Consider the following 18,611-nt stretch of genomic DNA (forward strand, 5'->3'; position numbering starts at 1 on the left):
CCACCACCGCACGGTCCATCCCGGTCGGCATCCCGGACCGGTCATCGCAGGAGAAAGGACTGGTCCACGTGACCATCACCCACGTGTCACCGGAGACGGCCGAGTCGGGCCGCCGCATCCCGCTGTCGTTCAACCAGGAGTTCCTGCGCGGCTTCGACAAGGGCGAGACCGACGGCGCGTTCGGACACCGGCACACCCTCGTGTGCGGCTGGCGGGTGACCGGCGCGCTCGACACCGACGCGCTGGCCCAGGCCCTGAACGACATCGTGGAGCGCCACGAGGTGCTGCGCACCTCGATCCACGGCGACGAGTCGGGCAGTCACCAGACCGTCCACCCCGCCACGCCCGCCGAACTGCGGGTGGTGGACCTGGCGGACGACGGCCGCCCGCGCGACGAGCGTGCCGAGGCGTTCCTCAACGAGCTGGACGCCACCCCCTTCGGCGTCGCCGTCCTGCCGCACCTGCGGGCCGAGTTCGGCCGCTTCGACGCCACCGACGGTGTGCTGGTCCTGGTCACCCACCACACCGCGACCGACGCCTGGTCGGTGCAGCTGCTGATGCGCGACCTGGCCGCCGCCTACACGGACCGGGCCGCGGGCCGGGCACCGGCGGCCGGGCCGGCCCACCAGTACCAGGAGTTCGCCCGGTGGCAGCAGGAGAGCGCGGGCAGCCCGCGCACGGAACGCGAGCGGGCGTACTGGAGCGAGCGGCTGGCGGGGGCCGAGATCACCGGCATCACCACCGACCGCCCCCGCGAGGACGTGCCCGCCGCCTACGGTGTGCACCGCTTCGTCTTCGACGCCGAACTGTCCACGTCCGTCACCCAGTACGCGAAGGCCACCCGCAGTACCCCGTTCATGGTCCTCGCGGCGGCCTACAGCCTGCTGCTGCGCGGCCTGACCGGCACCACGGACGTCGTCTTCCCGACCTTCTCCTCAGGACGTTACGAGGAGCGGTTCGCCGAATCGGTGGGCCCGTTCTTCAACTTCGTGCCCATCCGCATCGACACCACCGGCTCCGCCACCTACGGCGCGGTGCTGGAGCAGGCGCGCGCCGCCTGCCTGGGCGCCTACCAGCACGAGATCCCGTTCGCGCACATCGCGCAGGACAGCCCCGGACTGCTCGCCCCGTTCGCCGACGGCTTCCTGGCCGTCGTCGCCTTCGAGGTGCTCCAGTCGCCGTTCGCCGCGGAGGACGGCGCCGCCGGGGGCCCGCGGTTCGCCGAGATCCGCCGTCGCGTCCTGTCCCAGAGCGTCAGCTCCGCCATCCCGGACGGCGGTCTGTGGGCCATGGACGTGCTGCCGGACGGCACCCTGGCCGGCAGCCTCAAGTTCGACAACAACCGGTTCGACGAGGCCACCGCCGTCGCGCTCGTGGAGCGCTTCCGCGCCCTGCTCCACACGCTGGCGACGGCTCCGGACACCGCCGTCGACGCGGGCTGAGCCCGCACCGCCCGCGCCCACCGAGACGTAAAGGGACCGATCCACGATGACGACGACTCTGCCCGGCACCTTCGCAGCCGGCCCCGTGTCACCTCCGGAACCCGACCTCACCCCGGACGAGCTGGTCGCCCGCGCCGAGGCCCTGGCCGCGACGCTCGTCGAGCGGCAGGCGGAGACCGAGGAGCGCGGCCACTACGCCGAGGACACCCACCAGGCCTTCTCCCGGGCCGGCTTCTACCGCATCCTCGTCCCCCGGCGTTACGGGGGCTACGAGTTCGGCCCCGAGACGTTCGTCAGGGTCGCGACCGCCCTGGCCCGCGGCTGCCCCTCGACGGGCTGGATGTATCTGTTCGGGGCCGCCCACGCGCTGGTGGCGGGTTCGGTGTTCGACGAGCGGACGCAGGACGAGCTGTTCGCCGGAGGTGAGTTCATCTGCCCGGCGACCGTCGCCCCCACGGGATCGGCCGAGCCGGACGGCGAGGGCGGCTGGGTGCTGAACGGCACCTGGAACTACTGCTCGGGAGCGCCGTACGCCACCCACTTCATCGGCCACACCCTGATCCCGCAGGGGGAGGGGCAGCCGCCCGCGCCGCTGCTGTTCATCGTCGACCGCGACCAGTTCGAACGGCTCGACGACTGGGGCGACCAGCTGGGCCTGCGCGGCAGCGGCTCGCACAGTCTGCGCATCGAGAACGCCCGCGTCCCGGCCCACCGCGCCCTCGTCGGACACCTCAGCCAGTTGCCCGTCACCGACGAGCTGCCCGGCCGGGTCCTGCACGGAGGTGCGTACGGCGGCGGCCCGCTCAGCTTCATGCTGCTCGAACTCGGCGTCCTCGCCGTGGGCATGGCCAAGGGCGCCCTGGACGCGTACGAGCAGCTGATGCGCGACCGCACCACGTCCTTCTTCCCGATCGTGCCGCGCACCGAGGACCCCGACTACCAGTTCCGCTACGGCGAGGCCACCGGGCTCATCGCGGCCGCCGAGGCGGCCGTGCTGCACGCGGTCGGGCAGTGGCAGGAGCTGTGCCACCGCGAGGCGGCGGCCTTCACCCGGGAGGCGGAGCTGCGTCTGGCCCTGGTCAGCCGCGAAGCCGTACGGCTGTGCTGGCGAGCGGTGGAGAGTCAGCTGTTCCCCACGGCCGGTTCCAGTTCGGTCCGTCACGGCGAGCGGATCGAGCGGGTGTGGCGCGATCTGTCGATGCTCCACAGCCACGCCGGCAACGGCATCTTCCTCGCCACCCACGCCAACCGCGAGCTGTCGCAGGCCCACTTCGGCCCGCTCGGCTGATCCCGGCACGCCCCCTCCGTACCGCCCCGTACCGCTGCCCGGCCGGTATCGCTCCGTATCTCCTCGTACCGCTGCCCGGTCCGTATCGCTCCGTATCTCCTCGTACCGCTCCGTACCGCCGCCCGCCCCGCCGCCCCAGGCCAGAAGAGAAACCGGACACTTCCATGGAGCAACGCTGCCCGTTCGCCCTCGACACCACCGGCCGGGACATCCACGGCGAGGCCGCCGCCCTGCGCGAGCAGGGCCCGGCCACCCGGGTGGAACTGCCAGGCGGAGTGGTCGCCTGGTCCCTCAACAGCCACGACATCATCAAGAAGGTGCTCACCGACCCGCGGGTCACCAAGAGCGCGCGGTCCCACTGGCCGGCCTTCGTCAACGGAGAGATACCGCCGGACTGGGAGCTGATCAGCTGGGTGGCCATGGACAACATGGTCACCGCCTACGGCAAGAACCACGTACGGCTGCGCAAGCTGGTCGGCAAGGCGTTCACGCCGCGCCGCACCGCCGCCTTCCGGCCGCGTGTCGAGGAGCTGACCAAGCAGCTCCTGGACGCCCTGGAGACGGCCGGGCCCGACGAGGTGGTGGACCTGCGGGAGCGGTTCGCCTACCCGCTGCCGGCCCGGCTCGTCGCCGACCTGATCGGCATGGAGGAGGAGGCCCGCGCGAAGACCGCCAAGGTCATCGACGCGATGGTCGACACCACGGTCACCCCCGAGCAGGCGCAGGCGGTGCTGGCCGGCTGGCGCGGGGCGATGGCCGACCTCATCGCCGACAAGCGGCGCGAGCCCGGCGAGGACATCACCAGTGACCTGGTCGCCGCGCGGGACGAGGACGGCACCGCGCTGTCGGAGGAGGAACTCGCCGACACGATCTTCGCCATCCTCGGCGCCGGTTCGGAGACCACGATCAACTTCTTCGACAACGCCATCACCGCCCTGCTCAGCGATCCCGCACAACTGGAACTGATCCGCTCCGGCCGGGCCACCTGGGACGACGTCATCGACGAGACACTGCGCGTCGAGTCGCCGCTGGCGCACCTGCCCCTGCGTTACGCGGCCGAGGACATCGAGCTCGACGGGGTCACCATCCCCAAGGGCGACCCGATTTTGGTCAACTACAGCGCCGTGGGCCGCGACCCGGAGCTCCACCCGGACAGCCCCGGCACCTTCGACCTGACCCGGCCCGACAAGGCGCACCTGTCCTTCGGGGTGGGCCCGCACTACTGCATGGGTGCCGGTATCGCCCGCCTCGTCGCCACGACGGGTCTGTCCCAGCTGTTCGAGCGGTTCCCGGACCTGTCGCTGGCCGTGGACAGCGGTGAACTGCAGCCGCTGCCGACGTTCATCATGAACGGTCACCGCAGCCTCCCGGTCCGTCTGAAGGCCCCGGTCCCGGCGGCCGCCGGCTGACACCCCGTACCCGCCCACGCGTCGAAGGGCCGCCCCGGCCGGGGCGGCCCTTCGTCGTTCCCGCCGCCGCCCGCACCGCGACACACCACCGCGACACACCACCGGAGCGCACCACCGGAACTCACCACTGGGACACGGACCGCGGCACACCACGACGGCACAGCACACCCCGGCACCGCACCGCGGCACAGCACGACGGCACAGCACACCCCGGCACCGCACCGCGGCACAGCACGACGGCACAGCACACCCCGGCACCGCACCGCGGCACAGCACGGCGGCACCACACCCCGGCACCGCACCGCGGCACAGCACGACGCCCGGCCGGGGGGTCCGGCCGGGCGTCGTGGGTGGACGGGGGTCAGGCGGCCACGGTCTGCTTCCCGCGGCGTGAGCCCTTGAGCACGCGGTACATCATGCGCGGGCTCATCAGGGCCTGCGGCGATTCGACGAGGCCCGCCACCCGCATGAAGGTGCCGGTGATGCGGCCGTCGTGGACCGCCGCCGCCTGCAGCCGCGCCATGTACGCACCGCCCGTGCGCACCTTGGCGTTCCGTACGCCCTCGACCTCGGGGTAACCGAGGTCCCCTCCCGCGGAGAAGTCCCACGGGACGTCGATGACACCGGAGATGTCGCGCTGGAACTCCAGGGGCTGCGGCGACAGACCACGCGCCAGGTGGCCGTCGAGCACCTTGGCCTCCATCGCGGCGACCGTCATGCCCTGTCCGTAGACCGGGTTGAAGCTGCACGCCGCGTCGCCCATCACCAGCAGCCCGGCGGGCAGGCTCCGCAGCCGCTCGTAGTGGCGCCGCACGCTCGCCGGATAGCGGAAGGTCGAGCCGTCCCCGACGGGTTCGGCGTCCTGGAGGACGTCGTAGATGTCGGAGACCGGAAGGGTCTTGGTCCAGGCGAGGTATCCCTCCAGGTCGGCCGGCGCGCTGTCGCCCAGCACCCCGGTCAGCGAGACCGCGATGAGCCCGTCCTCGATGCGGGAGAGGAACGCCCCGCGCCGGTGGCTGGGCGAGGAGACGGGGTTGATGGACAGGTCGCCGTTGAGCACACCGAGGTCCGGCAGCCGGAAGAGGCGCGTGGTGTAGCTGAGGTCGATCTTGATGCGCTGCTCCTCGGGGCGCTCGTACCCGAGTTCCTCCAGCCACAGCGGTGTGCGCGAGCCCCGGCCGCTGGTGTCCACGACGAGCCCGGCATCGAGGACCTGCTCCGGCTCGCCGGGCCGCTGGCTCTGGACCCGGGCCCCGGTGACGGTGGTCCTCGCGTCGTCCGTGACGAGCCCGACGATGTCGTGCCGGTCGAGGAACCTCACGTTCTCCAGCGCGGCGACCCGCGCCCGTACCCGGCCCTCCAGCACCGGGCGGGTGGCGGAGACGCACACCAGCCCCGTGGTGGCGGGGCTGAGCCGGCGGCCGTTGAAGTACCAGCGCAGCTCTCCGAGGTCACCCGTCGGGATGCCGGCCGCGACGGCCTCGTCGGTGAATCCGGGGAAGAACTCGTCGAGTATCTGCTGTCCGCGGGCGAGCAGGCCGTGCACGTGGCGGCCCTGGGGCACACCCCGGCGCGCCTCGGCGCCCGGCGACATGTCGTCGCGGTCCACGACGACGACCTCGCGGAACCTGTCGGCGAGCACCCGGGCGGCCAGCAGGCCGGCCATGCTGCCGCCGAGTACCACCGCGCGGCCTGCTTTCGTGTCGGCCATCGCCGCCACCTCCTTGGGAATGAGTACGGAGCGGACAGGCCGTCAGGCGGCGTGGAGGGGAGTGTTCTGGTACGCGGCGAGGTGCCAGGCGCCGCCGCGCTTGACCACGACCCAGGAGCCGTGGACGGCGCGCTCGGGGCTCGGTTCGGTCTGCCCCGGGGCGAGGATGCCGCCGCGGGTGATGAGGATGCCGGACTCCGCGTCGGCGAAGCGGATGTCCACGGGGGTGCCGGTGACCCGGGTGCCCTTGAGGGGGCCGGTGAACGCCTCGGTCATGAAGGCGGCGATGGCCTCCTGGCCCTGCTGGAAGACGCCGGGCAGGATCATCGTGCCGTCGGGGGTGAAGACCTCGGCGAACGCCTGGGCGTCGTGCGCGGCCCAGGCGGCGACGACTCGGCCGGGCACGGCCGCGACGGCGGCCTTGTCCTTGTCGGAGATCTCGATGGCGGGCGCGTCGGTGGTCTGAGCAGTCATTCCGGTGGGCTCCTCGGTCTCGAAATGCGGTCTCGTGCGGTCTCGTGCGGTCTCGTCGAAATGCGGTCCCGTAGAAGTGCGGTCCCGCCGAAATGCGGTACCGCACGTGCGGGCCGGGGCTGTGACTGCGGCCTCAGATGTAGAGCGTGTTCGGCTCCTGGCCGCACAGGACGCGGCCGTAGAGCTCGTTGTTCGTGTTCGGGTTCATCAGGGCGTGCAGGTTGATCGCCTGGATGTCGCGGACGACGCGCTGGATGGGGACGTCGCGGTAGATCGAGGAGCCGCCGCTGGCGGAGGCGAGCAGGTCGACGGCCTCCTTGGCGAGCCGGCACACGGCCCCCAGGTCGGCGCGGGCGCGGGCGCGCTCCTCCAGCGTCCAGGTGTCGCCGGACTCGCCCTTGCTGTCCACGAGCGAGGCCAGCCGGTGGGCGTGGAACTCGGCCTGATCGGTCTTGAGCGTCGCCTCGGCGGCCTGGAAGTGGGTGAGCGGCGCCTCGGACTGCTGCTGGTAGGTGGTGTAGGTGATGGTGCGTCCCGGCAGCCGCTCGAAGAAGAGGTCCCGGGCGGCCTGGGCCAGTCCCAGCGCGGTGCCCACCGACGAGGCCGAGGCGACGGGCAGCAGCGGGGTGCGGTAGACGGGCGTCCGGGCGTTCAGCTCGGAGGCGTAACTCCCCTGGAGGATCGCGCCGAGCGGCAGGACGCGCTCCTGCGGGACGAAGAGGTCCTGGGCGACGGTGCTGACGCTGCCGGTGGCGCGCAGACCGGTGGTGTCCCAGTCGTCGATGATCGTCAGGTCCTCGATCGGCACCAGAGCCATCACGGGCTGCGGCGGTCCGTCGGGACCCTGCAGGACGGCAATGATCTCCTGCCAGTGGCTGTGCCGGGCGCCGCTGACGAAGCCCCACTTGCCGTTGACGGTGATACCGCCGGGCGCCGGCGTGGCCAGCGCGGACGGGCTGAGGGTGCCGCAGATCCGGACGTCCGGGGTGGAGAAGACCTCGTCCTGGACGCTGTCGGGGAACAGGCAGGTCATCCAGGTCGGGATCCAGTAGACGGCCGTGGTCCAGGCCGCTGCGCCGTCGGCACGGCCGAGGGCGGCGGCGACATCGACGAGGGTACGGGTGTCGGCCTCGAAGCCGCCGTAGCGCTTGGGCACCCGCAGCCGGAAGAATCCGGCGTCCCCCAGCGCCTCGACGGTCTCGTCCTGGAGTCTGCCGTCCTGCTCCGCCTGCGCGGCGTTCTTCTTCAGAAGCGGTGCCAGCTCGACTGCGCGCTGGACGAGTTGCGCCCGCGTGGGGATGTCGGCGGTCAGCATCGGTTTCCTCCTGGACATGACGATCGTGAAGAGTGGCAGGACTGGAGAGACCGTCACATCGGCAGGGGACGGGCGGCACCTCTTGGATTGCGCACCTGCCGTCGGCGGCACGGCGCGAAAGGACATCGCAGCCCCGCGGCGGGCCGTTCACGGATGCGTGCGGCGGTCCCGCACGCAGGGAGAAGCCCTGGTCGCCGCCGACTGCCACGATGGCATCCCGGCCACGCCCGCGCGCCCCGGCATCGGGCGGTGAGGGGATTTCGAGGGAAGAGGGCTCATGACCGATCAGCACCGCTCCGGCGCCGAGAGTCGTCCTCGGTCATCGGTGAGCCGGCCGCTCACCGGCGACGAGTACATCGAGAGCCTGCGCGACGACCGGCAGGTGTTCCTGTACGGGGAACGCGTCAAGGACATCACCGCCCACCCTGCGTTCCACAACCCGGTACGGATGACGGCACGGCTCTACGACGCTCTGCACGACCCGGCCACCCAGGACGTCCTGACCACCCGGACGGACACGGGCAGCGGCGGACTGACCCACCGCTTCTACACCACGCCGCACAGCGCCGAGGACCTCGTCGCCGACCAGCAGGCGATCGCCGCGTGGTCCCGGATGAGCTACGGCTGGATGGGCCGCAGCCCCGACTACAAGGCGGCCTTCCTCGGCACACTGGGAGCCAACGCGGACTTCTACGGGCCGTTCGCCGACAACGCACGGCGCTGGTACCGCGAGGCCCAGGAGAAGGTCCTGTACTGGAACCACGCGATCGTGCATCCGCCGGTGGACCGCAGCCTGCCGCCGGACGAGGTGGCGGACGTCTTCGTGCACGTGGAGAAGGAGACCGACGCGGGGCTCGTGGTCAGCGGCGCGAAGGTGGTCGCCACCGGCTCGGCGCTGACCCACCACAACTTCATCGCGCACTACGGACTGCCCATCAAGAAGAAGGAGTTCGCGCTGGTGGCCACGGTGCCCACCGGCGCCGCCGGGGTGAAGCTGATCTGCCGCCCCTCCTACAGCGCCACCGCGGCCGTGATGGGCACCCCGTTCGACTACCCGCTGTCCTCGCGGCTCGACGAGAACGACACCATCCTGGTCATGGACAAGGTGCTCATCCCGTGGGAGAACGTGTTCATCTACGGGGACATGGCGAAGATCCAGATGTTCTCGTCGCAGTCCGGGTTCATGGAGCGCTTCACCTTCCATGGATGCACCCGGCTGGCCGTCAAGCTGGAGTTCATCGCGGGAGCGCTCGCGAAGGCCCTGGAGGTCACCGGGACCCAGGACTTCCGGGGCGTGCAGACCCGCCTCGGTGAGGTCCTGGCCTGGCGCAACCTCTTCTGGGGCCTGTCGGACGCGGCGGCCCGCAATCCGGTGGAGTGGCACAACGGGGCGGTGCTGCCCAATCCGCAGTACGGCATGGCCTACCGCTGGTTCATGCAGATCGGCTACCCGCGCGTCAAGGAGATCATCGAGCAGGACGTGGCGAGCGGCCTGATCTACCTCAACTCCAGCGCGGACGACTTCAAGAACCCCGAGATCCGCCCCTACCTCGACAAGTACGTACGGGGCTCGAACGGCATCGAAGCCGTCGACCGGGTCAAGGTGCTCAAGCTCCTGTGGGACGCGGTGGGGACGGAGTTCGGCGGACGCCACGAGCTGTACGAGCGCAACTACGCCGGCAACCACGAGAACACCCGCACCGAGCTGCTGTTCGCGCAGACCGCCTCGGGGCAGATCGACGACTACAAGGCGCTGGTCGACCAGTGCATGTCGGAGTACGACCTGGACGGCTGGACGGTGCCCGACCTCTCCTCGTTCGAGGGGCTCAGGGACATCCGCAGGAACCTGCCCGGCTGCTGATCCCCCGCTGCAGCCGGAAGCGGCACGGGCGTCCACCGGTGGCGGCAAGGGTGTGACCGGGACAGCCCTTCAGGTGTCCCGGTCCGTCACCCGTTCGGTCCGGTGCCGCCGGTGGTGATACCCGGCCGAGGGGGTCTCCACGAGCAGCCGTTCACGCACGAGCCGGTAGCCGATGACCCGGTTCACAGCGAGCATCGGGGCGTTCTCCCGGTTCACGGTGACCGTGACCGACCCGGCCTCGGGAACAGCTCGTGCAGACGCAGTGTGTGGCGCGCTTTCATCCAGCGGGCCAGCCCGCCGGTCCGGTGTCCGGCGGTATCGTGCTGGTCGGCTGCCTGCGCACGGGCATCGGCCACCGTCGCACCGACGACCTCGCACGAGGGCAGGTGGACCACCGCGCTGACGAGCAGTCGCTGCCCGGCCGTCTCCGCCTCCCAGGCACGGACCGCCGCGGTGTCCCAGGCTCGGGACGCCATCTGCAGCGCGGCTCCGGGCGCGTCCAGCACATGGCCCATCACCCGTCCGAACGAGGGTGCCCATTCCGCAGGGGCCGCACGCTGCCAGGACACCACCCGGTAGTCGGGGTGAGGATTCGCCGCCAGCTCGTGGCAGCGCCTCAGGACGTCCCAGTCGAGCCGCTGTTCATGCAGTTCCAACCGCAGCATCACGCGCCACCCGCGAACAAATCTCGGTCCGGGCGTCCCCGCCGACACCATCGCCTGGATCCGCTCCGTCCCCCGGTCCCCGGCCTCTGCCGCGATCCGGGCGAGCAACGCCGACCCGATGCCCCGGCACCGCGCCTGCGGCGCCACGGACAGACGAAGGAACCCGATCGCGGGATCGTGCCGCTGCGCCCGCAGGCACCCGGTCCCGTTCTCGTCGTGGTACACCGGGCCGTCGGCGGCCCGGTGCGTTGCCGCGAAGTGCTGTCGACGTCACGCCGGCCTCGCCGGACTGTCCAGGCCGGCTCCAACCCGGCGTTCTGCGGATTGGGCTGCTCAGCGCTGTTCTGTCGACTGCATCCGCCTGCCCGCCCCAGCGAGGCAAGCTCTGGCGTGGGGCACGTATCAGCGGGCAGGATCGGCCGCATGAAGATCTGTGTGCTTGGCGGAACGTGGTTCCTGGGTCGGGCTGTTGCCCAGGCAGCTCTTGACCGTGGGTGGTCGGTGTCTGCCTTCAACCGAGGAAGGTCCGGAGTCGCACCCAAAGGGACGCGTGAGTTCCACGGCGACCGCACCGTCCGCGAAGACTTGATTCGACTCGCGCAGGAGGGGCCCTGGGATGCAGTGATCGATACTTCGGCCTCGGAGCTTGCGCCGAGAGATGTGTTGGCCGGAGCCGAGGTGCTGGAGCCGGTAGCGGGTAAGTACGTTTACATCTCCACCGTCAACGCCTACAGAGGGTGGCCGGACGAGCCGCTTACAGAGTCGTCCGAAATTCTTGATGGACCGGCTGACGCCGACGCCGACTATGGCCGATTGCCGGTCAACTGGACCGGGCCGGACTGGTACTACGGTCGGCAGAAGGCCGGTGCCGAGCGGGCATCGGTAGCGGCATTCGGAGCATCAAGGGCGTCGGTCCTCCGCCCTGGTGTGATCCTGGGCCCAGGAGAGTATGTGGGTCGCCTTCCCTGGTGGCTGCGGCGAGTGTCAAAGGGCGGTGCGATCCTCGCGCCTGGCGACCCGCACAAGACAATTCAGCCCGTGGATGTTCGAGACGTGGCCTCCTTCGCACTCGACCAAGCCGCGTCCTTGGGCGGCGGTGCGTTCAATGTGACTGCTCCGCTGGGCCGCGAGACGATGGGCGGCTTCCTCACGGCTTGTCTTGACGTCACCGGCGAAGCCGGTCAACTCGTCTGGGCTCCTGACGATCTTCTGGTTGCAAACGGAGTAGAGCAATGGACCGAACTGCCGCTCTGGCGCACTCACGCGGGTGTGTGGAGTATCGACTCCTCCCTTGCTCAGGCGGCAGGGCTACAGTGCCGCCCCTTGGCGGAGACCGTCGCCGCCGTATGGGAGTGGATGCAGGGTGGAGGCGTCCCGGTTGAGCATCCTCGCTGGGCCGAGCACGGCATCTCGATGGAGAAAGAGGAAGTGATCCTTGCGAAGCTGAGCGGCTGAAGGTCAGCTCTCGATGGCCAGGGGCGCTGCGGCGCCCAGTCGATGTGCCGTCGCAGCTGCGCTGAACTCCTCAATACGATCACCGAGTGTGCGCGCCGCAGCTGAGCCGCTGAAGTCGGAGTGGCAGAGGCCGGACCACACCGCAGCCAAGCGCTCCAGCATCCCAGCACCGCGCCATTCGGTGGGCACGGAGAAAGCGGGGTCGAGGGCCGCGTGAGCGCCGTCGAATTCGCCGCGCAGAAGTCGCGCACGGGCAAGGTCCACGGAAGCCTGGGTCGAGATGAGCAGGGAGCGCTGATCTTCGGGCTTATGGCCGAGGAGGAGAAGGGCGCTTTCCGCAGCCTCCTCTGCACCCCCGGCATCACGCAGCAAGAGATAGGTAGTCGCGTTACTCATGGCCACTCGGTCGCTCGGGAATCCGAATTCGCCACCGATGTCGTCGTGAAGCTCGTCCCGCACTCCGGTGCTCTGCTCCAGAGCGTTCCGCACCGCGCCTTCTGCCGCGAGCCTGTTGCCCAAGTGCCCGTATGCGCGGGCTTCGATAACGGACAGGCGTGTCAAGGCTGTGTCGCCGAGCCCTCGGAATTGTTGCGCCGTGTGCACGAGACGAACGGCTTCCGACGGCCGGCCGCCCCAGAAGGCCAAGAAAGCGAGGGCGCCGTGAGCGTACGCCTGGAGAGGGCCGTGCTCGATCACCTGTCCGTACAGTGCCGCAGTCCGGGACAGTGACACGGCGGAGGTGAGAGAGCCGAGGTCAAAGCTGATCGCGGAGAGCAGGGCAGCAGACTGGCCGGCTGCCAGGTATGCCCGTGTCCTCTGGCGGGGCACTTGAGTCCGCTCCAGCGAGGATTGTGCAATTGCGAGTAGTTCCTTTGCGCGGCGGTAGACCTCGGTCGGGGATGTGCGGCTATAGCCGCGAGCCAAGGCCACGACGTCGTCGTGCAGCTGGTCGAGCGTCATGTCCGGAAGGCTGAGAGAAGCAGCATCACCGGCGTGCGCGGCGGCATCCCGAGCAGTCATCGCGAGTTCGCTTTCGTTGAGCGCAGTTACGTGTTTCCCAGGCGCCTCCGGCGTCGGGGCGGTCGGCGGGCTCAGTAGGAGCCGTGTGGTGTACCCAAACATGCGCTCCAGCACTTGAGGTGCCGGGTTGTTGGGAAGCCCCACAACCCGACCCGAAGTCCACCGCCGAAATGTCTGCTCTTCCACCGTCGCCGTGGAAGGCGCCTTACCAGCGGCTGTTGCTAGTGCTTGAGCTGCATCCTCATATGCTCGTCTGAAGCCGTCGTAGGTCCAACCACGTTCCCGAACCAGCGCTTGAAGCAGTGTCCGAGCCTCCATGGCCAACGTCTCCCTTGCAGCAGGCAGCCGGTCTCGATCGTGGGCACCGCCGTGTCGGTAGCTCCGCACCCAAACTATTGCCCAACTCGGTTCGGTCATAGCGATCTTGTGCCAAGTGGGGTCCAGATGACATGCCGGTGATACCCCGCGTCACCCGACGGCAGGGAGGTGGGACCCGCCGTGACATGGCGAAAGCAACGCATCGCGGGAAAGCTTGCTCTCCGCTAGCTGCCCTTCGCATGAGGTCGTCCGGGCGGCGTAAGTCGATCTGCACTCCCCACGAAGCCGAGGCCAGCATGAGCCAGAGCACCACCGCACGCGACAAATCGGAGCAGGGTAAGCACGATGGCCCGCAGCTTGCAGGGTTGGAATTGTCGGAGCCCCAGATTCTTCAAGCGATGTTTCTTCCCGATCCGCTGTGGGTGCCTGAGATGCGGCGAGCGGCCAGGGTCTTCCTACACCGGTTAGGCGTGCGGCGGTCGACGGTCGACGGCGTCGAGCTGGCCGTATCAGAGTTGGTTACCAACGCAATCCAGCACGGCGGCAGTGAAGCTGAAGTGGGCCTCCGTATCTCGGCAATCAGAGGCACGGTGCGGGTCTCGGTGGTCGATCAAAATTCCGCGCCGGCCGTGCTGAGGCGAGCCGACGCCGAGTCGGGCCGTGGACTGCTCCTCGTCGCTGCCGTCGCGGACAACTGGGGAAGCAGCGGCGAGGAGGCGTGGTGCGAGTTCCGGCATCCCCTGGGGAAGTCGGAGGTGGCTGCGACATGACCTACGTACTGACATGCTATCGACGGAGAAGTTCGTAGTGGGCGCGACGAACTTGATCGCGTCGCTGGGGAACGCGTTTCTCCACGATGACGACCCGGAAGCCGACCTGTACGCGGTCCTCGGTGCTTCCGCAGGCCCGACTGGTCTGGCTGGCGCGAGGCGTCCCCAGAAGGAGGGAAGGGGCTTCTCCCACCGTAGTGTCCATCGGCTGGCTGAGAAGCTACCGAAGCCCGGCAGTGCCGCGGTCACGGAGTTGGGCCGCTGTGTCACGCGTGCCCCGGGCACCCTCGACGAGCGCCGAGCTGCGATCGGGCTCCCCTCCGCCGCCGCGCTGGAGACCCTGAGCCGCCGCCTCGCATCTGGCCCCGGCTGCGGACCGACACCTGAGGTATCACACGACGGCGAACTGCCCACCGACCTGTCGAGCGCGGGGTGAGCGGCTTCGCCTCGCTGAAGGCCATGCGCCGGGAGCACCACATCCTGGTCCACGGTCTGTTCACGTACCTCAGCGTGACGTGGTTCCTCGTCGTCGTCCTCGCGGCCTCACTGGTCCAGGGCTGACAGCAGAACGGAAGGCAGCGTCCCGGCCCCCACACGGGCCGGGCAGCTCAGCGTGTGTTTTGGATCGTGTCTCTCTGTACTGGGAAGGGGGGCTGTTCATGCAGCCCATCAGCTACATCTTCGCCGATGACACCACTCACTCCCTCGCCGAACTCGGCGCCGCCCACCAGGGGCTGTGTGCCTCTCCTCCCGGGCCCTCGCACATGGGGCTCCTGCTTCACACCTGCCAGCGCGTCGAGTGGTACGCCGCAGCGGAGATCATGCCCCCGGCGTTCGAGCTGTTGGGGCGGTCCAGCACCTCCGGACAGCGCGCGGCGCTCGTTCGCCTCGGCCAGATCGCGGCCGGGTCCCGCTCTCTGATCCCCGGCGAGCGCTTCATCTACCGGCAGGTACGGGAGGCGGCAGCCCGCCTCGCGGTGGACCATCCCCTCTACGGGGTGACCCGCGGCGCGCTCCTCCTGGCCACGCGTGCCCGGGAGGAGTTCGGCCTGTACGCGCAGGTGGACTACAGCGACCTTCCTCGTCTGCTGCTTGACGAGCGTCCTGCGGATCTCCGGCAGCTGCTCGTGATCGGCGGCGGGATGCTTGCACGCGCCATCGCCGCTGCCCCGCCGCCCGGTTACGACCGTGTGGTGATGATGACCCGCGGCCCCCGCAAGCTGCGCCGCCTGGTCGAAGGGCTCGGGACGGTCACCGTCGTGAGGCACCCCAGCCTCCAACGGGCTCTGGAGGGGCGCCCGTACGACACGGTCATCGCCACAACCAACCTGCACGGCGAGTACGAGCAGCACGTCCGGGAAGCGGCTACAGGCCCGCAGGCCCGCGATGTTCTCGATCTGTGCTGCACGCTCGCGTTGCCGGAGAGACCGGCCGGATACCGGCATCTGTACGACCCCGAGGTCCTCGGCGTTCTCGCGGACGCCAACCGCAGCATGGGCGGCCCGGCGCTCCAGGCCCGCCAGTGGATCGCTCAGACAGTGGAGGTCACCGTATGAAACCCGACCGGACAGCGGACGTGCTCGTGATCGGGGCGGGACCGGCTGGGATGCTCGCGGCGAATCGTCTCGCCCAGGAGGGCGTCAACGTCCTCCTGGTGGATGCCGGTCGCTGCCACACCCGCCGTGTCTGCCCCGTGGACCGGATGAAGTCCTGCCACGGCTGCCGGGGGATCTGCAACGTGATCGCGGGATTCGGTGGGTCGATCCACTACGGGGACGGTGTGAAGCTGTCCCGTTTTCCCAGCGGCCGACGACTGGCGGAACTCCTCGGAGCCGACCGCGCGGGGCAACTGAGTGACGCGGCGCTGTCCCAGATGTGCGGTGCCGACCGGCCCGTCTTCCGTGGTGCCCTGGCCGGAGGATCGCCGTTTCCGGTCAAGGACTACCCCGTGGCCTCCCTCAGCTCCGCGCAGGTCCGCACTCTGGTCGAGCGGCTGTACATGAGGCTGGCCGGGAGTCCGCAGGTGACCTTACGGCTCGAAACAGAGGTCACGGACCTACGGCCGGACGATCGCCACGGCTTCACCGCCACCCTCAAGTCGCTCGGCACGGTCGACACGGTCACCGCCCGCAAGGTGATCATGGCCGTCGGCCGACGGGGTCAGCGGTGGTGGGCCCGGCAGGTTCGTGAGCTCGACCTGGAACACGAGGCGCCCACCCCGTCCGTCGGGCTCCGATTCGAGGCGCCCATCGGCCTCCTCCGTCGCGGTGCGCTCATCCACGAGGACTTCAAGACCACCCTGGTCCGCGACGGGGTCAAGGTGAAGACGTTCTGTTTCTGTGCCGGTCCCGGCGGTGGGCGGCTCAAGTTCACCGACTACGGTGACCACACTCTCCTCGACGGACACGTCATCCCCGAGGCGGGCGAGTCGGCCATGGGGAACTTCGCACTCCTGGCCCAGCTCCGGGACGGGGCCGGGCGCCCGTGCGACGCCCGGTGGGTCGAGGAGCACCTGCTGACCCCCTACCGGTCCCTTCGCGATGACCGGCCGGGGAAGCCCGTCCTCCAGTGGTACCCGGACTGGCGGGACAACAAGCTCACCTGCACGACGCTGGACGGCTTCGCGCAGCGTGCGGGGCACCGTCCCTCTCTCGCGGACTACGGCGTCGGAAACCTCGCCGGCATTCTCCCCGCTCCCGTGCACACCGCTATGCGCACGGTGTTCGAGGAGCTGATGCCGCCCCTCGCCGGTCGTCCCCTCACCGAGCACGACGCCTCCCGCATCGCGGTGATCGGCCTGGAGCTGGAAAGCCTCTGGGACGAACTCGCCCTCTCCCCGCACATGGAGACCAGCCTGCCGGGCCTGTACGCCGCCGGGGACTGCTCCGGTCTCGCCCAGGGCATCCTTCAGGCCGCCGTCGCTGGGATCGCCGCAGCCGACCACGCCCTGACCGCCGCCGCCCCGCTCTCCGCCGGAGGTCCCGCGTGATCCTGTCTCCGACCCGGCGAGCCGTACACCTCGCCGAGCAGCACTTCGGTGACAACCTCGCCGCCGCGTTCGTCGGCGGCTCGTACGCCCGCGGCATGGCGAAGCCGACCAGCGACATCGACGTGTTCGTACTCCTGAATCACTGCGACCGGCCGTCCGAGACTGCCTTCGCCAACGCCCTGCGCGCCCTTCACCGGGAGGCAGGTCTCCACTTCGACCACTGCGGTGAGGTCTTCGACTCCGGCAGCCTCGACACGCTGCTCCGATTCACCGAGCAGGCCATCGCCGCGGTGCCCGCCATCCAGCGGTCCGCCTGCTACCAGGCCGACTGTCCTCTGTCGATCTTCCGCAAGGGCGACATCGTCTTCAAGTTCCTCGAAGACCCCAAGCTCCACGTGCTCGACCCCGCCCAAGTCCTGCCCGCCCTGGAGAACCGGGCCTCGGCCTTCTTCGAGAAGTGGCCGATGCCCCGCGTCCAGGAGCACAAGAAGTCCCTGGCCCTCCCCGAGCGGAGCGAACAAGCCACCCTCGCGCGGACCTGGGCGGAGCGCGAGTCCGCGCCTCAGTGGGTCGACACCCCCGTCGGAGTCGGGCTGGAGCGCTGGTTCGGCGCCGGCCTGATCACGCGCGCCGGGGCCCTGGCCACCGAGACCCCCATCAGCACGCCTCCTCCCAGCCCGAGCGCGTGCCCCCTGCCGAACACCGAAGGGGCCGCACGCCGCATCTTCGCCGCGCAGTGCCTCGCCCGCTCAACTCCCCTGGAGGCCACCTCATGACCGTCATCGACCTCGGTATGCCCTCCGGCCTCCGCCCACCCATCTACACGCAGCCGCGCGAAAGGTTCGTCTTCCTCTACCCGACCACGGCGTGCGGCCTGCGCTGCAAGACCTGCTATGTGGGCAACACGAGGCTCAACGCAGCGAACACGATGACCGTCAAGCAAGCCGTCGAAATCATGGACTACTTCAAGATCACCGGCGGCCACGACAAGCTGTACCTCCTCGGCGGGGAGCCCACCCTGCACCCGCAGCTCCCGCAAATCGTCCGCGAAGCACGCGACCGCGGGTACACCGTCACCATCTCCAGCAACGGGGACTTCGAGGACCACGTCTTCGACCGGATCGGCCCCAACCTGCTCGGCTCGTTCAACTTCTCGCTGGAGTCCGCCGACCCCGCCCTGCACCGCAAGATCCGCGGCAACCCCCACAACTTCGAAAGGGTCACCGACCGGATCGCGGAGGCCCGCCGCCGTGGCTACCAGGTCCGCGTGATGTGTACCGTCTCCCGGACCAACGCCCCCGGCGCCTTGGATCTCATCCCCTTCCTGGCCGAACTCGGCGCGCACACCCTCTCGTTCCACAACCTCGGCAAGACCGGCAACGGCGCACGGTTCCTCCAGCCCCTGAGCCCGACCGAGTGGATGGACTTCTGCGCCCAGATCGAGGCGCACCCCCCGGAGCCCCGTCTCGCCGTCTACTACCCGCCGACCTTCGTCCCCGTCGACGAGCAGGCCCAGTGGGCGGACCGCGGATACCCCGGCTGCCCTGCCCGCACCCTGGACCGCCCGCATGTCTACCCCGACGGCACGGTGTTCGCCTGCCCGGTCTTCATGGACGACGACCGGCACTACGCGAAGTTCGAGAACGGGCAGATGCTCCTGAACCCGTCCCCGAACAACGAGCTGAACGCGTACATGAGCGCCGACCCGGTGTGCACCGGATGCCCGAACACCGGCACCTGCGGCGGCGGCTGCCCCGCCTACTCCCAGCTCCCGGCCTACCAGAAGGACGGCTTCTACGCGTGCGACCGCGAGGTCACGCCGCTGTGCATCCTGTGGACCGTCTCCGCCTGGGGCATCCGCCCCTCCGACTCCCTGCACGCCCTGCGATAGCGG

The 18,611-nt window shown here is 69.7% G+C and carries 17 protein-coding genes; 11 read left to right on the top strand and 6 right to left on the bottom strand.

Going from position 1 to position 18,611, the window contains the following annotated elements; all coding sequences use genetic code 11:
• The first annotated feature begins 68 nt into the window (after positions 1-68).
• The 3 genes from A6A29_RS17555 (at position 69) to A6A29_RS17565 (ending at position 4,139) form a co-directional block, all read left to right on the top strand.
• A complete protein-coding gene (locus A6A29_RS17555) occupies positions 69-1,442 on the top strand; it encodes a condensation domain-containing protein (protein ID WP_079182819.1) in 1,374 nt (457 codons plus the stop codon).
• A 46-nt stretch (positions 1,443-1,488) separates the two neighbouring features.
• The gene (locus A6A29_RS17560) at positions 1,489-2,730 is read left to right on the top strand and encodes an acyl-CoA dehydrogenase family protein (protein WP_073721020.1); all 1,242 of its coding nucleotides are present in this window, start codon (positions 1,489-1,491) and stop codon (positions 2,728-2,730) included.
• 164 nt (positions 2,731-2,894) lie between these two features.
• Positions 2,895-4,139, top strand: coding sequence for a cytochrome P450 family protein (locus tag A6A29_RS17565; RefSeq protein ID WP_073721021.1), 1,245 nt, complete (start codon positions 2,895-2,897; stop codon positions 4,137-4,139).
• A gap of 361 nt (positions 4,140-4,500) precedes the next feature.
• On the opposite strand, the gene A6A29_RS17570 is transcribed toward A6A29_RS17565, so the two are convergent.
• The 3 genes from A6A29_RS17570 to A6A29_RS17580 form a co-directional block, all read right to left on the bottom strand.
• Complete coding sequence (locus tag A6A29_RS17570; RefSeq protein WP_073721022.1) at positions 4,501-5,850, bottom strand: FAD-dependent oxidoreductase; 1,350 nt, start codon at positions 5,848-5,850, stop codon at positions 4,501-4,503.
• 42 nt (positions 5,851-5,892) lie between these two features.
• The gene (locus A6A29_RS17575) at positions 5,893-6,324 is read right to left on the bottom strand and encodes an SgcJ/EcaC family oxidoreductase (protein ID WP_073721023.1); all 432 of its coding nucleotides are present in this window, start codon (positions 6,322-6,324) and stop codon (positions 5,893-5,895) included.
• A gap of 133 nt (positions 6,325-6,457) precedes the next feature.
• Positions 6,458-7,639: an acyl-CoA dehydrogenase family protein gene (locus tag A6A29_RS17580; protein ID WP_073721024.1), complete on the bottom strand. Its 1,182-nt coding sequence runs from the start codon at positions 7,637-7,639 to the stop codon at positions 6,458-6,460.
• A gap of 277 nt (positions 7,640-7,916) precedes the next feature.
• Between A6A29_RS17580 and A6A29_RS17585 the strand changes: the two genes are divergently transcribed.
• The gene (locus A6A29_RS17585; protein ID WP_073721025.1) at positions 7,917-9,500 is read left to right on the top strand and encodes a 4-hydroxyphenylacetate 3-hydroxylase N-terminal domain-containing protein; all 1,584 of its coding nucleotides are present in this window, start codon (positions 7,917-7,919) and stop codon (positions 9,498-9,500) included.
• A gap of 69 nt (positions 9,501-9,569) precedes the next feature.
• On the opposite strand, the gene A6A29_RS47535 is transcribed toward A6A29_RS17585, so the two are convergent.
• Complete coding sequence (locus A6A29_RS47535; RefSeq protein ID WP_274535811.1) at positions 9,570-9,695, bottom strand: hypothetical protein; 126 nt, start codon at positions 9,693-9,695, stop codon at positions 9,570-9,572.
• Between the two features lie 17 nt (positions 9,696-9,712).
• Positions 9,713-10,390: a GNAT family N-acetyltransferase gene (locus A6A29_RS17590; protein ID WP_107468240.1), complete on the bottom strand. Its 678-nt coding sequence runs from the start codon at positions 10,388-10,390 to the stop codon at positions 9,713-9,715.
• 198 nt (positions 10,391-10,588) lie between these two features.
• Here A6A29_RS17590 and A6A29_RS17595 point away from each other — a divergent pair, with 198 nt between their 5' ends.
• Positions 10,589-11,620 (top strand): NAD-dependent epimerase/dehydratase family protein, encoded by a 1,032-nt coding sequence (locus A6A29_RS17595; protein WP_073721027.1) that lies wholly within the window; start codon positions 10,589-10,591, stop codon positions 11,618-11,620.
• Between the two features lie 3 nt (positions 11,621-11,623).
• Here the strand turns inward: A6A29_RS17595 and A6A29_RS17600 are convergent, their stop codons facing one another.
• Positions 11,624-12,580 carry a hypothetical protein gene (locus A6A29_RS17600; protein ID WP_241838530.1) on the bottom strand — a complete coding sequence of 319 codons (957 nt, stop codon included), beginning with the start codon at positions 12,578-12,580 and terminating at the stop codon, positions 11,624-11,626.
• A 674-nt stretch (positions 12,581-13,254) separates the two neighbouring features.
• On the opposite strand from A6A29_RS17600, the gene A6A29_RS17605 reads away from it, so the two are divergent.
• The 6 genes from A6A29_RS17605 (at position 13,255) to A6A29_RS17630 (ending at position 18,608) form a co-directional block, all read left to right on the top strand.
• Positions 13,255-13,728, top strand: coding sequence for an ATP-binding protein (locus A6A29_RS17605; protein ID WP_073721085.1), 474 nt, complete (start codon positions 13,255-13,257; stop codon positions 13,726-13,728).
• Between the two features lie 432 nt (positions 13,729-14,160).
• Positions 14,161-14,289 carry a hypothetical protein gene (locus tag A6A29_RS47540; protein WP_274535812.1) on the top strand — a complete coding sequence of 43 codons (129 nt, stop codon included), beginning with the start codon at positions 14,161-14,163 and terminating at the stop codon, positions 14,287-14,289.
• A 98-nt stretch (positions 14,290-14,387) separates the two neighbouring features.
• Positions 14,388-15,284 (top strand): hypothetical protein, encoded by an 897-nt coding sequence (locus tag A6A29_RS17615; RefSeq protein WP_073721030.1) that lies wholly within the window; start codon positions 14,388-14,390, stop codon positions 15,282-15,284.
• A complete protein-coding gene (locus A6A29_RS17620; RefSeq protein WP_073721031.1) occupies positions 15,281-16,717 on the top strand; it encodes an FAD-dependent oxidoreductase in 1,437 nt (478 codons plus the stop codon). Before A6A29_RS17615 ends, A6A29_RS17620 begins: the two co-directional genes overlap by 4 nt.
• Complete coding sequence (locus A6A29_RS17625; protein WP_073721032.1) at positions 16,714-17,493, top strand: nucleotidyltransferase domain-containing protein; 780 nt, start codon at positions 16,714-16,716, stop codon at positions 17,491-17,493. The genes A6A29_RS17620 and A6A29_RS17625 overlap by 4 nt, the downstream gene beginning before the upstream one ends.
• The gene (locus A6A29_RS17630) at positions 17,490-18,608 is read left to right on the top strand and encodes a radical SAM/SPASM domain-containing protein (RefSeq protein WP_073721033.1); all 1,119 of its coding nucleotides are present in this window, start codon (positions 17,490-17,492) and stop codon (positions 18,606-18,608) included. Before A6A29_RS17625 ends, A6A29_RS17630 begins: the two co-directional genes overlap by 4 nt.
• Positions 18,609-18,611: the final 3 nt, after the last annotated feature.

It is taken from the genome of Streptomyces sp. TSRI0281 (assembly GCF_001905125.1).
Lineage (GTDB): Bacteria > Actinomycetota > Actinomycetes > Streptomycetales > Streptomycetaceae > Streptomyces.

Coding starts and splice junctions, on each gene's coding strand:
- A6A29_RS17560 (WP_073721020.1), top strand. CDS start 1,489: ATGACGACGACTCTGCCCGGCACCTTCGCAGCCGGCCCCGTGTCACCT.
- A6A29_RS17565 (WP_073721021.1), top strand. CDS start 2,895: ATGGAGCAACGCTGCCCGTTCGCCCTCGACACCACCGGCCGGGACATC.
- A6A29_RS17570 (WP_073721022.1), bottom strand. CDS start 5,850: ATGGCCGACACGAAAGCAGGCCGCGCGGTGGTACTCGGCGGCAGCATG.
- A6A29_RS17575 (WP_073721023.1), bottom strand. CDS start 6,324: ATGACTGCTCAGACCACCGACGCGCCCGCCATCGAGATCTCCGACAAG.
- A6A29_RS17580 (WP_073721024.1), bottom strand. CDS start 7,639: ATGCTGACCGCCGACATCCCCACGCGGGCGCAACTCGTCCAGCGCGCA.
- A6A29_RS17585 (WP_073721025.1), top strand. CDS start 7,917: ATGACCGATCAGCACCGCTCCGGCGCCGAGAGTCGTCCTCGGTCATCG.
- A6A29_RS47535 (WP_274535811.1), bottom strand. CDS start 9,695: ATGCTCGCTGTGAACCGGGTCATCGGCTACCGGCTCGTGCGTGAACGG.
- A6A29_RS17595 (WP_073721027.1), top strand. CDS start 10,589: ATGAAGATCTGTGTGCTTGGCGGAACGTGGTTCCTGGGTCGGGCTGTT.
- A6A29_RS17600 (WP_241838530.1), bottom strand. CDS start 12,580: ATGACGCTCGACCAGCTGCACGACGACGTCGTGGCCTTGGCTCGCGGC.
- A6A29_RS17605 (WP_073721085.1), top strand. CDS start 13,255: ATGAGCCAGAGCACCACCGCACGCGACAAATCGGAGCAGGGTAAGCAC.
- A6A29_RS17615 (WP_073721030.1), top strand. CDS start 14,388: ATGCAGCCCATCAGCTACATCTTCGCCGATGACACCACTCACTCCCTC.
- A6A29_RS17620 (WP_073721031.1), top strand. CDS start 15,281: ATGAAACCCGACCGGACAGCGGACGTGCTCGTGATCGGGGCGGGACCG.
- A6A29_RS17630 (WP_073721033.1), top strand. CDS start 17,490: ATGACCGTCATCGACCTCGGTATGCCCTCCGGCCTCCGCCCACCCATC.